This window comes from Rhizobium sp. O111, assembly GCF_055616315.1.
On sequence record NZ_JBSHXL010000003.1, the window covers coordinates 1 to 12698 of the forward strand.

At 59.8% G+C, this 12698-nt stretch carries 14 protein-coding genes; 12 read left to right on the plus strand and 2 right to left on the minus strand.

Annotated features, from left to right (window positions below; translation table 11 throughout):
* The 9 genes from ACVTFQ_RS25725 to ACVTFQ_RS25765 all read left to right on the plus strand — a co-directional run.
* Positions 1 to 747: mandelate racemase/muconate lactonizing enzyme family protein (locus ACVTFQ_RS25725; protein WP_470424182.1), on the plus strand; the 747-nt coding region annotated here is incomplete at its 5' end.
* An 11-nt stretch (positions 748 to 758) separates the two neighbouring features.
* The gene (locus tag ACVTFQ_RS25730; protein ID WP_112989390.1) at positions 759 to 1088 is read left to right on the plus strand and encodes an L-rhamnose mutarotase; all 330 of its coding nucleotides are present in this window, start codon (positions 759 to 761) and stop codon (positions 1086 to 1088) included.
* Entirely contained in the window at positions 1081 to 2160 is a 1080-nt protein-coding gene (locus ACVTFQ_RS25735; protein ID WP_113177723.1) for a Gfo/Idh/MocA family protein, read from the plus strand. The genes ACVTFQ_RS25730 and ACVTFQ_RS25735 overlap by 8 nt, the downstream gene beginning before the upstream one ends.
* A gap of 4 nt (positions 2161 to 2164) precedes the next feature.
* Positions 2165 to 2620, plus strand: coding sequence for a MaoC/PaaZ C-terminal domain-containing protein (locus ACVTFQ_RS25740; RefSeq protein ID WP_111563876.1), 456 nt, complete (start codon positions 2165 to 2167; stop codon positions 2618 to 2620).
* A 279-nt stretch (positions 2621 to 2899) separates the two neighbouring features.
* Positions 2900 to 4120, plus strand: coding sequence for an adenylate/guanylate cyclase domain-containing protein (locus tag ACVTFQ_RS25745; RefSeq protein WP_470424183.1), 1221 nt, complete (start codon positions 2900 to 2902; stop codon positions 4118 to 4120).
* Positions 4121 to 4532: 412 nt separating this feature from the next.
* Positions 4533 to 4931 (plus strand): VOC family protein, encoded by a 399-nt coding sequence (locus tag ACVTFQ_RS25750; RefSeq protein WP_470424184.1) that lies wholly within the window; start codon positions 4533 to 4535, stop codon positions 4929 to 4931.
* 96 nt (positions 4932 to 5027) lie between these two features.
* Entirely contained in the window at positions 5028 to 5195 is a 168-nt protein-coding gene (locus ACVTFQ_RS25755; RefSeq protein WP_162718140.1) for a hypothetical protein, read from the plus strand.
* 22 nt (positions 5196 to 5217) lie between these two features.
* Positions 5218 to 5427: a hypothetical protein gene (locus ACVTFQ_RS25760; protein ID WP_470424185.1), complete on the plus strand. Its 210-nt coding sequence runs from the start codon at positions 5218 to 5220 to the stop codon at positions 5425 to 5427.
* Positions 5428 to 5896: 469 nt separating this feature from the next.
* On the plus strand, positions 5897 to 6232 hold the full coding sequence (locus ACVTFQ_RS25765) for a hypothetical protein (RefSeq protein ID WP_470424186.1): 336 nt from the start codon (positions 5897 to 5899) through the stop codon (positions 6230 to 6232).
* Here ACVTFQ_RS25765 and ACVTFQ_RS25770 read toward each other — a convergent pair.
* Positions 6222 to 6779 (minus strand): hypothetical protein, encoded by a 558-nt coding sequence (locus ACVTFQ_RS25770; protein WP_470424187.1) that lies wholly within the window; start codon positions 6777 to 6779, stop codon positions 6222 to 6224. The two genes, ACVTFQ_RS25765 and ACVTFQ_RS25770, sit on opposite strands and share 11 nt — an antisense overlap.
* A gap of 325 nt (positions 6780 to 7104) precedes the next feature.
* Here ACVTFQ_RS25770 and ACVTFQ_RS25775 point away from each other — a divergent pair, with 325 nt between their 5' ends.
* Positions 7105 to 8790 (plus strand): HWE histidine kinase domain-containing protein, encoded by a 1686-nt coding sequence (locus ACVTFQ_RS25775; RefSeq protein WP_470424188.1) that lies wholly within the window; start codon positions 7105 to 7107, stop codon positions 8788 to 8790.
* Complete coding sequence (locus tag ACVTFQ_RS25780; protein ID WP_113177719.1) at positions 8783 to 9169, plus strand: response regulator; 387 nt, start codon at positions 8783 to 8785, stop codon at positions 9167 to 9169. Before ACVTFQ_RS25775 ends, ACVTFQ_RS25780 begins: the two co-directional genes overlap by 8 nt.
* A gap of 62 nt (positions 9170 to 9231) precedes the next feature.
* Here the strand turns inward: ACVTFQ_RS25780 and ACVTFQ_RS25785 are convergent, their stop codons facing one another.
* Positions 9232 to 10245 (minus strand): PAS domain-containing protein, encoded by a 1014-nt coding sequence (locus ACVTFQ_RS25785; protein WP_470424189.1) that lies wholly within the window; start codon positions 10243 to 10245, stop codon positions 9232 to 9234.
* A 209-nt stretch (positions 10246 to 10454) separates the two neighbouring features.
* Between ACVTFQ_RS25785 and ACVTFQ_RS25790 the strand changes: the two genes are divergently transcribed.
* Entirely contained in the window at positions 10455 to 12332 is a 1878-nt protein-coding gene (locus tag ACVTFQ_RS25790) for a methyl-accepting chemotaxis protein (protein WP_470424190.1), read from the plus strand.
* Positions 12333 to 12698: the final 366 nt, after the last annotated feature.

Genomic DNA, 12698 nt, shown 5'->3' on the forward strand with positions numbered 1-12698 from the left:
TGGAAGCTGGCGGGTGGGGCCAAGGATAGTTGCCCCCTCTACACGACGGAAGGTGGCTGGCTGCATATAGAAAAGCAAGCGCTGGTCGAAGACGCGCTCCTGGCGAAGTCGAAGGGCTTTTCCGGTTCCAAGGTGAAAATCGGCAAGCCGCATGGCGCCGAGGATTACGCCCGCCTCTCGGCTGTACGAGCAGCGGTGGGTGATGACTTCGAGATCATGACCGACTGCAATCAGGGCTTCATGGTCGACGAAGTGATAAGGCGCGCGGCGCGCCTGAAGGACCTTGATCTCGCCTGGATCGAGGAACCGCTCCCAGCGGATGATCTCGACGGGCATGTCCGCCTTTCTCGTTCGACCGCCACGCCCATTGCCGTGGGGGAATCGCTCTATTCGATCCGCCACTTCCGCGAATACATGCAAAAGGGCGCCTGCTCGATCGTCCAGGTCGATGTCGCCCGCATCGGTGGCATCACGCCATGGCTCAAGGTCGCCCACGCCGCGGAGGCCTTCGATATTCCCGTTTGCCCGCATTTCCTGATGGAGTTGCACGTCAGCCTGGTCTGCGCGGTGCAGAACGGGAAATATGTTGAGTATATCCCGCAGCTCGATCAGCTGACCACCAAGGGCATGGAGATCAAGGACGGTCGCGCGATCGCGCCCCGCGACCCCGGTCTCGGTATCAGCTGGGACTGGCAAGCCATCGAGGATCGCTCGATTGTGGAATTCACCAAGGAACTTCGCGGCTGAGGAGAATGGCGATGCGGAGAATGGGAATGGTCATCGGATTAAAGCCGGCGAACATCGCGAATTACAAGCGTCTTCATGCGACTGTATGGCCAGAGATCCTGGCGCTGATCTCCGAATGTAACATCACCAACTATTCCATCTTCCTCAAGGAGCCGGAAAACCTCCTGTTCGGATACTGGGAATATACCGGGGATGATTTCGACGCCGACATGGCGAGGATGGCCGCGCACCCGAAAAACAAGGAATGGTGGGCCATCTGCATGCCGCAGCAACAGCCGCTTGACACGCGAAAGCCGGGCGAGTGGTGGGCGATGATGGAAGAGGTCTTTCACCATGGTTGAAGCCCTTGATCCAAGTCGTCTACGACAATCATGGCCGCTTCCCGCCAAGCCCCGCCCAATCGTGATTTTTGGTGCTGGGAGCATTGTCGGGGACGCCCATCTTCCGGCTTACAAGAAGGCCGGTTTCCCGGTCGCTGGTATTTTCGATCCGAATTTAGCCAAGGCAAGCGCGTTGGCGCGGGAGTGGGGCACGGCGGCTTTTGTCTCGCAAGAGCAGGCGCTTTCCGTGGAGGGCGCGATCTTCGATCTGGCGACGCCGCCCGCCGCTCATGCCGCGATATTGTCGAAGCTCCCGCAAGGCTCCTTCGCGCTGCTTCAAAAGCCGATGGGCGGCAATCTCGAGGAAGCCACCGAGATCCTGTCCCTATGTCGATCCCGCGGCCTTAAAGCCGCCGTCAATTTCCAGCTTCGCTTCGCGCCGATGATGCTGGCGCTCAAGGACGCCATAGCCGGTGGATATTTAGGCGAGGTCGTCGATTTCGATGCCTGGCTCGCGCTCGCGACGCCATGGGGTCTCTGGCCCTTCCTCAAGGGCCTGCCGCGCATCGAGATCGCAATGCACTCGATCCATTATCTCGACGTTGTCAGGGATTTGCTTGGCGACCCGCTTGGCGTCCACGCCAAGACGATCGGTCATCCGAACCACGAGGTGGCGCAGACCCGCACCGCGGCAATCCTCGACTACGGCGAGACGATCCGTTGCGTGCTCTCCATCAACCATGACCACGACTTCGGCAGACGCTTTCAAGCCTGCGAATTCCGCGTATGCGGCACGAAGGGCGCCGCATATCTGAAGCTTGGCGTCAATCTCGACTATCCGCGTGGGGAGCCCGATGAACTTTGGATCAGGGGTGACGGCGCCGACGACTGGGTCGCCGTGCCGCTTAAGGGAAGCTGGTTCCCCGACGCTTTCGCCAATCGCATGGCGAACCTTCAGCGTTTTGCCTCTGGCGAGGACGATGTGCTTGTCGGTGCCATCGAGGATGGATGGCGGACGATGGCGCTCGTCGAGGCCGCCTATCAATCCAGCGGGAGCCCGGCGACGCCGCTAATGCCCTTGCCGAAGGAGTAATCACGTGTCCGAGCAAATTATCCATTACGAAGACTATGAACTCAACGCGGTTCGCGTGACGACCGGCCGGACGATCACCGAGACCGACTTCGTCGTCCATGCCGGGCACACGGGTGACTTCTTTCCACATCACATGGACGCCGAATTCGCCAAGACGCTTCCCGGTGGCCAGCGCATCGCCCACGGCACAATGGTGTTTTCGATCGGCGTCGGGCTGACGGCGACGTTGATCAACCCGGTCGCGTTCTCCTATGGCTATGACCGGCTGCGCTTCGTGCGTCCGGTGCATATCGGTGACACGATCCGCACGCGCGTGACGATCTCGATGAAGGAGGACGATCCGAAACGCCCGGACATGGGTCGCGTCGTCGAGCGTTGCGAGGTCCTGAACCAGCGCGATGACGTCGTGCTCGCCGCGGACCATATCCTCCTCGTCGAACGCAAACAGAGACAGGGTTGAGAAACGGCGTCTCGAAACGTCTCTTCCGCGCCTGTTTAGCTGGCGTCGCGGCACGATCGAGGCCGGAGCGATGTCTCGCCGCCACACCAGGTCCTTTGATCGCTAGACCAGGGAGCGTTCGCGCACCGAGGACGGGGGCAAGACATTCGCGCCTTGGGCAAAACCGACGGCGGATATGTTCCCGCGGATAGGTTGGATGCCCGCCAGGTGCCGCTGTTGCTCGATCTTTCCTTTCACACTCACGCCAACCGCCATAGAATGCGTGCTCGGAGGATTCTGATGAGCACCATTACGCATATGACGCCGCAACCAAAGGCTAGGGGTACATGGCCGAGGGAGCGTCGCCCAGTCCTGGACTGGCTCATGAAGGAAACGAGTTCGCAGCGTTTCCTGGATAACTTGCTCGTTGATTTTTGCGAGCGCCTCGTGCGCGACGGCGTACCGGTCGCGAGGTCTTCGCTTCATCTGAGGATCCAGCACCCACAATGGCAGGGCGCCCGGATCCTGTGGCAACCCGGTGTCCAGGAAGCCCATATCGACACATTTGATTACGATGTCGACACCACGGAGCTGTTCCTGCGCAGGCCGGCGACCGAGATATACAATGGGGCAACGGAAGTTCGACAACACCTTGACGCGAGCGCCAACGAGGTGGCGGCGTATCCTCTTTTCGAGGAGCTTCGCCGTGACGGCTTCACGGATTATGTCGCCTGGCCGATGGAGCATACCTGGGGGAAGCGTCATGTCGTCACCTTCGCCACGAAGAAAGCCGGCGGGTTTCGCGAGCATGACATCGATTACCTCCGGGACCTGCTGCCGGCGCTCGCCCTAGCGAGCGAAATCCGCATGAAGAATGCCATGGCCCGCACGCTCCTGGAGACCTATGTCGGTCCACACGCGAGCGCGGAGATCCTGGCCGGCGCGACGACCCGGGGCAGTGGCAAGACCGTCAGTGCCGCGATCATGATTTGCGACCTGCGCGATTTCACCGCCCTGTCCGATCTGTGGCCAAGAGACGACATCATCGAGATACTGAATGGCTACTTCGACGCGCTGTGCGAACCCGTCGAGGCCAGGGGCGGAGAGATCCTGAAATTCATGGGCGACGGCCTCTTGGCTGTGTTCCCTCTCTCCAACCCGAATGCCCACGCGGATCTATTGGAAGCAATCAAGGTTGGTCGCCAAAGAATGGACGTCTTGAATGGCGAGCTCGTGAAAAGCCGGAAATCGCCGCTGCGGTACGGTATCGGTGTCCATGTGGGCGACGTGATGTATGGCAACATCGGGTCCAGGAAGCGCCTGGATTTCACGGCGATTGGGCCCGCCGTCAATATCGCGTCCCGACTAGAGGAGCTCACGAAGCAACTGAAACGGCCGGTGTTGCTATCCTCCGACTTCGTCAAACTCGTGGAAAATTCGTCGTCAGGGTTTCTCGATCTCGGATCGCATAACCTGCGTGGCCTTGAACGGCCAGTGAGCATCTTCGGCCTTGCGGATTAAGCTCCCGGACCGACACCCGAGGAAAGAGCCCCCTGGAGCCGCGTGGCTTTAAAACGACTGCGGGCGCTCAACCCAGAATCTGGGGAGCGCCCGTTGGTTGCAAAGGCCGCGAACGCCGAACATTCGGCAGGCGGCCTCAAGTGCCGTCGGTTTAACCTCATAGAGTTGGGACGAGAAGCTCCTTGATTGCAGCCCAGCCATGCAAACCAGAACCATCTGATCTAATCCAGCTCGTTGCCAGCAACGCGGTTGCTTGTCGTACGTTCTTGCCCCGGGGGTGGCCGTCCGATTTTATGATCCAATGCGATTGGGTCGACACCTGCTCTGGCCCAAGGTTGCCAGCACCCTTGTTGAATGGCTCCCGACGACTAGTTTCGAGAGCTTGACCAATTGAGCCGGGGACGCGTCGAGAATGCTGAAATCCTTCGAACACGTGGGCATGACCGTTAGCAACATGGATCGCGCGGTCACATTCTATTGTGACCTACTCGGGCTGAAACTGCATCTGAGGAAAAAGACGGATGACGGCGCGGAGTTGGTCTTCCTGGACGCGGGCGGCGGGATGCTTGAGATCATCGCTCCCACTAACGGGGTCAAGCGGGCGGTGGACGTGCCCGACGATACCGCCGGATTGCGCCATCTGACATTCCTATACGAAGACGTCGACCGGACCTTCGCCAAGCTCGAGATGGCTGGCGTTGATGTCAAAGAGAGGCCGCGTTTCGCTTATAATCCCGAAGTGCTGCAAAAAGTCGCCTTCGTGCGCGATCCCGATGGCATCATTATCGAACTTGCCCAGCGGAAGACTTGATCCCACCGTTGGCCATGACAAAGCCTTACGGTGGCGTGAAAGTGGGAACCCGTTCGTTCGTCAATTGGAATATGCTCCCGCCGCATTGGAATCGTCTTGTGCAATCGTCTTGGCGCGGCGAAGCAGCGACTGCATGTGGCGTCTCTGGCCCCTGGCGACGCGGTCGAAGCGCTGCGTCCCGCGATCGCCGCTTTCGTGGTGGACGCGGCATTCGGTCACGTCAATGCCGGCGGCGCGCGCCAGGAGGCCCCGCGGATCGGCTAGCTCCTTGTCTCGATGACTGGAAATGCCATCGAATTACATGAGCCAGAAGGTGAAGCCTTCGCATGTTCATGTGCTCACGGGAAAGGCCCGCGAGCTGGGTATCGCGGCGCCGACGGAAGGCGACATGAAGCAGATGCGCGCGACTGGCAAGATTGCGCTTGCTGACATGATGGGTGACGCCGCTATCCTCAAGGCCATGAAGACGAACGAGGACGACACGGTCACCGCATAGAGAGAGCCGCTCGGCACGAGGGGTGCGGTCCCGGCGTCGAGGGTCTTTTTCATGAAGACCCATCAGGATGAGGAGAAGCATCGCGCTTTTATGGAGACGACCGCGAAGACGCTCTGATCTTGAAGAACGGTCGCCGACACATCATGTATGTGTCACCACCCGAACCAACCATTGTCGGCTTGCCGTGAAATGATTTCGCGGGCCCTGCGGACATCCGGATGAACAAGGGCGCTCCCCATGATGGGTTGAGCGCCCTTGGCGCGACGCCAATGCAAAAAAAGCAATCACTCGAACTTTAGGCAATCATTCAACCGCGTCTTACATGATCCGGTGCTAAAGAACGTCGGTCGGGCGAAAGCTGGTCTCATGATGAGCCAGGTGGTGGTCCCATCCTCGACGAGTGCGCTTCAACGACCTGTGCCTTGAGGGACAGCGCATCGTGTTTCTTTCAAACCTTCTGAGACCAGACGTGAGCGTCGCCCGTCTGGGGGACAAGTATTATACGTTCGACGGCGGGCGGATCGTTGCTCGCGCCGAAGAGTGGAGCAGCCTGCACTCATCCGAAAGCGGCCCATCTGGTTACAGTTCATTCAAGGGCGAGGTCATTCCGGTTTTCGATCTCGGGCGTCTGGCAGGGGCTGGCGACTGTCGTGGCGGCCAGCTCGCGATCCTCCAGACATTGGGTGGTAACATCGCCATCCTGACGGATGGGGTTCTGGCATCGTACCGGGGCGCCGCGGACGCAATCGATGTTCATTCGCTGGTAACGAACCCATCACACCGCGTCACGGAAGCTACGACGTGAGCGAAACCCAGATGTCCAGCGCGCAGAGCGGAACGTAGATCGCGGTGATCGTCGCGTAGTACCGCCGCTGACGCAGCAAGAAGGCGAGCGCGGGGAAGACAATCATTGGAACGTCGATGAACGCCCACGCGGACGCGACCGCGCTCTGGAAGCCGATGACGTTCAAGGCGAAGCCGCATAACAGGTAGACTGCGATCGAGAGGAGGGCGAAACGGCCGTCCTTCTCAAAATAATCCCGGAGCCCAAGAGCCTCGTCTTCCGCACGACTGGGGAGGAGGAGCGCGGCGGCGAGGAACAGCATCAGGGTCATCATGACCAGGAAAATGAATTCGCTGAACTGGAACGTATTCCGGTACGCGGGGAGCTGGTTGATGGCCCACCAGTGATCCAGTTGCATCGCGAAGAGAATGCCGCACCATGCGATCGGCACCCAGTCGAACGCGCATGTTCCGCGGATCCGGAATACCGTTACAAGGCCGCTCAGCAGGCGGGTCACCGCGAGACCGAGGACCATAGAGATGACCGTGGCGACAATCGGAAAGTTCATAAGTTCTCTCGGTGAGTGGCGGGCGGCCGACCCTAGAAGAACCCTTTTCCCAAGTCCACGGGCGGTCCCGTGTCCAGTTATGATAGGAGCGACCGGAAGAGCGCGACATCGGATGGATCGCTATGTGAGTGAGCGGCGCTCCTTGGGGCTGTCGGCCGCTTGCAAAGCGCGGACTTGCCCTATTTTAACGAATCTATTCTTTGTGTTTATGGGTATCGCACTTCCCCGACTGAAGCCGAAGCTCTCGGGCGCTCCGGCTGATGTCGTGAAGTGCCCTATTTGTATCGAGCTACCGCTGGTTCGTCGCCAGCTTGAGGGACATTCGATGAGACTGAAGCTGGTTGCCGTGGCGGTTGCTGCGCTTGTCCCCGTCGTGACGATGCTGGGATACAATGAGTATGCGATGCGCCAGCAGCGGGGAGACGAGGTGCGCGCCCAAGCCGCCCAAGCCGCCCGGCAGGCATCATCCGAAGTCGAGCGCATCGTGGAGGGTGTGCGGTCTCTTCTCGTCGCCGTGACGTCGATGCCATCGGTTCGTCATCTGGACGCAGGCAACTGTAACGATGCTCTTCGGTCGCTTGCCGGCAATGTGCCGAACGTAGCGACGATCTTCGTCGTGAAACTAGACGGAACCCCGGTCTGCGGCAGCATTCCAATCCCCGCCGGGATTGCGTTCGCCGACCGGGACTATGTACGCAAGGCGATCGAAACAAAGGCCTTTGTCGTCGGCAAGTACACCAAAAGCCGGGTGACGGGAGCCGCTGTGCTTCCATTGGCGATGCCGATCGTCGAAGACAGTGCGGTGGCGGCGGTTGTCGTAAGCGGAATTAGGCTCGACTGGCTTCAAAACAGGATAGTCGAGAGAGGGCTGTCGCCCGGGAGTGCCGTTACGCTTGCCGATGAGGACGGAACCGTGGTTGCGCGCGTCCCGCTGCCGGAACGTTTCGTGGGCACGGTTATCCCTGACGAATTTCAGCGGCTCGTCCACGCCGACAAACCGGGCATCATCGAGCTCACAAGCCAGGACGGCACCGAGCGAGTTCTGGGGTACCGACCGATCGCGCAGCCTCGAAGTCCGCTCTACGTCAGCGCAGGCGTTTCGACATCCGAGGCATTTGCACCGATCAACAGAGCAACCTTCGTCAACAGCTTGGGGATCGTGCTCGGCGCTGTCGTCTCCCTGCTGCTGGCACTCTTCATAGGCAACCGCTTTATCCTATCACCCATCGTTCGCATTGGAGATGTGATGGATGACTGGAGATCGGGGTCGACAACCGCCAGAACGGGTATGAAGCCAATCGACGAGCTTCACGCGGTCGGCGCCAGTCTCGATGCGCTTCTTGACGAACTTGAGCGACGACGTGTCCAGAACGAGCAGGCCGAGGAAGACCGCGGTCTCCTGGTTCGCGAGCTCGCCCACCGCGTGAAAAATGGGTTTACACTGGTTCAAGCAATCGCCCGGCAAACCTTTGCCCGCTCTGATCCGGCGCACTACCAATCCTTCTCCGAGCGCCTATCGGCTTTGGCGAGCACCTACGATCTCATCCTCTCAAGGGAAGGCTCCGCATCCTCGATAAGGGACGTGCTGGCAGCCGCCTTGAGGGCTCACTCCACGGATGCCGACAGAATTACCGTTCAGGGACCGGACGTCGTCCTTCCAGCGGACCTGGCCCTTCCTTTATCCCTGGTTGTTCATGAGCTGGCAACCAACGCCACGAAGTACGGAAGCCTGGGTGCCGAGAACGGAAGGGTGAGCATCACTTGGTCGCATACTGGGCGAGACATCGATCTCTCTTGGAGGGAGGCAGGTGGCCCACCGGTCGAGGAGCCGAGCCGGAAGGGGTTTGGAAGCGTCCTGATCGAACGCGCTTTCCCGGCCGCGGCCCGCGCCTCTAGCCGAAAGGAGTTCAGAGCGGATGGCCTTGTGTTCGACCTTAGTTTCGCATTGCGGGAACCCAACGGCCGCCAACAGGTTAGTGAGCTTCGAACCGCTAGGAATGAAAATGCGTGACATTGTCCTTGTTGTCGACGACGAGCCGCTAGTGCGGATGCTCGCCGTGGAGGTCGCCGAGGAGGCGGGGTTCGAGGTCCTGGAAGCGTCCAATGCGGACGAGGCAGTCATCTTGTTGGAAACGGTCCCCGGCATCCGGATCCTTATGACAGACGTCGATATGCCCGGGAGCATGGACGGGCTGAAGCTAGCCGCCGCTGTTCGGGACAGGTGGCCTCCCGTGGAGATCATCGTCGTATCCGGGATGCAGCGACCACGGATTCACGAGTTGCCGGAGCGGGCCATTTTCTTCGATAAGCCGTACGACATCGGTAAGATGGTCATGCAGCTACAAAAAATGGGTGCTGTTGCGCGAGAAGCACCGATTTCGCTACCTTGACCGCCTTCATGACGCTCGGATGTTAGCTGTTTGGCTACAAGTCTCGCCGCGGGTGGCTCGGGCTATCTTCCGGTTCCCGACTTAAATGCAATCGTCACGGCGCCGTCGGCGCTAGCGTTGAAACTGATCCCTCTGCGCGTCAATTCGAACCTAATCTTGTCCATGGCTGACGACCTCGGTGCATCGACATCATCCTCGATGCGGCGGATCGTTGAGAATGAGAGACCGACAGCTTCCGCCAGTTCACGCGCTGTCATGCCGATGAGGGCTCGCGCCGCTCGTATGTGACAGGCGCGGAGCAACGGCGCCTCATCGCTGTCTGAAACTGCCTGCTTGTCGATCCAGGACATGCCATGCCATTCAACCAGCTGGCCGTCCATGACCACGGGGACGACCTTGTGCTCCACATTGCGATAGTTTCCGTCGGCGCCAAGCACGCGCACGGTGAACTGGACCTCCTGCTTGAGCCGGATCCCTGTCTCCCGTGCCTTCCTGACAATGTCCCGATCATCGGGATGGATCGCTGTTAGGGCCTCATGATCCTTCAGGCGTTCAGGAGTGACACCCGTGAACTGCGCCCAATTAGCGGTATCGAGCATCCGGCCTTCGGCATCGGTGCGCCAGAAGTCTGCTCCGGTGATCTTCTTCATCGACATGACAGCTTGCCGGATCCTGGCGTTCTCGGAGCGGACCTTCTGATCGTCCGTCACATCCTGGACAACACCGTGCAGGAAGCTCAGCCCTCCCTGCCTGTCGTACTCACGTTGCGACTTACTCTCCAGCCAGAGAAGACGGCCATCGGGCCTGATCATCCTAAAGCGACGAACCGCCAGCTCTCCAGCTTCGGCCCGCTCCACGATTTTGTCATGAGACAACCTATCTTCCGGGTGGATCATGGTGTCGTAAAGATCGCGGCTTGGTATGACGGTATGTGGATCCAAGCCAAGCAAGGCGTAAAGGCCTGGCGACCAGAAGATATCCCGCGCCTGGATGCTGTAGGTCCACGACCCGGCCCCCAGAAACACCTCGAGCAGCTTTGTCCTCTTGTCCGGTGTGGTGGCTGTGCGGATAGGCATGCTGGCTCCCGAAGACTTTCATGTTTGAGCACCTCGTGCTCTCCGAATCAGCCGGACAACCGAGTTGTGAGCACAGGGTGTTCTTTGTGGAGGTCAAGAGCAATAGGTGCTCGGAAAGATCGCTTTCAAGCGGGCTAAAAATTTACGCCTGAGCAAACGCTCGCTCGCATTCTTCCCAAGCAGACGGTTCTCTCACCTCGGTTCGGGACATGACCAAATTATCGATCTCTCGCCTTACGCTTGCTTTCGGCCTCGTCGTTTCCGTGGGGATGGTTGCCGCCCTAGGGCTGCAACGGACAGCGCTCGGCGAACTAAAAGTGGGAGGCCCGGTCTCCCTTCGCGTCGAACAGAACAAGGATCTTGTGGCCGACGTGCTACCGCCTCCGCTTTACGTCGTCGAGGCTTACGGTTTGGCCAGCGAGGCGTTCATTCACAAGGACGTAACGCTCCGGAACCTCGAAAAGATCAAAGCATTGAAGGGCTCCTACGATGAGCGTCGAGGGGTTTGGGAGAAGTCGGACTTGCCTGGCGATTTGAAGGAGCGCATCAAAGGCACGGCGGATACAGCGGATTCATTCTGGGTAGCCTTGACTGGGCCGTTTTTCACCGCGGCCGCGGCCCATGACGATATGCGGATGCGAGATACTCTGGACACGCTCGAAGAGCGGTTCCACGTCCACCAAAAAGCTGTAGACGAGCTTGTATCGGCCACGAACAAGAATATCGCTGAGACCCAGGCCTACGCGGCCTCCAAGGATGCCTTCTACAGCCGAATGGCGATGACGGGCGGCATCGCATCCATCGCCATCTTTGCCGCGGGCCTGTTGTTCATCCGACGCCGCGCCGTCGCGCCCCTAAGCGCTTTCGCGGCGTACATGGGACGAATGGCCGAGGGCGACTTCACGGTTGCCGTCCCCTACATGGCTCGCCAGGACGAAATCGGGGTCATGGCTCGATCCGTCGAAGTATTCCGCCAATCCTCTCTCGACAGGTTGCGGCTGCGCGAGGAGATGGACGCTGCACGCGAACGCGCGGAGCAGGAGCGCGAACTGCGGGAACAGCAACAGGCTGAGCAGGCGGCCAGTCTGGAGGAGGTTGTCACCACCCTCGGCGCGGGCCTGGGGCGGCTTGCTGAATGCAACATCCGCATGACGATCGATGTGCCGTTCTCGGCTGAGTTCGAGGCTCTAAGACACGACTTCAACAGTTCGATCGCGACTTTCCAGGCGACGCTCGAGGAGGTGCTCGGCAAGACCCGCCACATCACCGAGAACTCCCAGGCGATGAGGGAGGCGGCCGACAATCTGTCACGGCGCACCGAACAGCAGGCCGCTGCGCTTGAAGAAACCGCCGCCGCGCTCGAAGAGGTCACGGCAACCGTCCGGGCGTCGAGTGAACGTACCGCGGAAACGCGCGACCTCGTCCGGGACGCACGTCGCTGCACGACCGCATCGACGGCCGTCGTCCAGGAGGCGATCAAGGCGATGTCCCGGATCGAGAACTCCTCGGCGGCGATCGGCCAGATCATCGGCGTCATCGATCAGATCGCGTTTCAGACGAACTTGCTCGCTCTGAATGCAGGCGTGGAAGCCGCCAGGGCAGGGGAGGCAGGTAAAGGCTTTGCCGTGGTCGCGCAGGAAGTTCGCGAACTCGCGCAAAGATCCGCGACGGCGGCAAAGGAGATCGCGGGCCTTATCCAGCTTTCCACGGGAGACGTTTCCGATGGCGTGAAGATGGTCGCCGAGACCGTCGATGCACTGCATAGGATCGACAGCTTCGTCAGCGAGATCGATGTGAAAGTGGAGGCAATTACCACTGCCGCGAAGGAGCAGTCAGTCGGTCTCGTCGAGATCAGCGCAGCCGTGAACTCCGTCGACCAGATGACACAGCAGAATGCGTCCATGGTCGAAGAGACGACGGCTATAAGCCATGCCTTGGCGTCCGACTCCGAGCAGCTCGCAGGCCTGGTGGGCCGCTTCAAGCTGAACCGTCGCAAGACCATCCGCGAGCCTGGTGTTGAAGTGACTCGTCCTGCCGAGCAGCATATCCGGCTCGTGAGCGGCAATTCGAGAAGCAGGCGGGCTTGAGATGAGCGCTTCCCCTATGTCACGGAGCGAAATCCTCCTTGATGGGCGCCTGGCCTTTCTCCTGGACAGCCTATCACGCAGATCCTTCAAGTTATTACCACACGGGGTCGGATTGAAGACGGCGGTCAAAGCGCGCGAACTTGGCTTTGTCGAATGGTCGGGTGACCTGCGAGAATTCACTCTCAAGCTCACACTGCTTGGGTATCGCTCACGCTCAGCCAGGCCCCCGATTTAGAATCCTAAAGTATCCGCGCAAAAGATGCAGCGGTTTTGCGGCACCGACATGCGACAGAACAAAAACTTAAAGCGTGACGAGCGAACCCGAAGGATCGCGACACGCTTGTCTTATGACTATCCCTGCTTCTT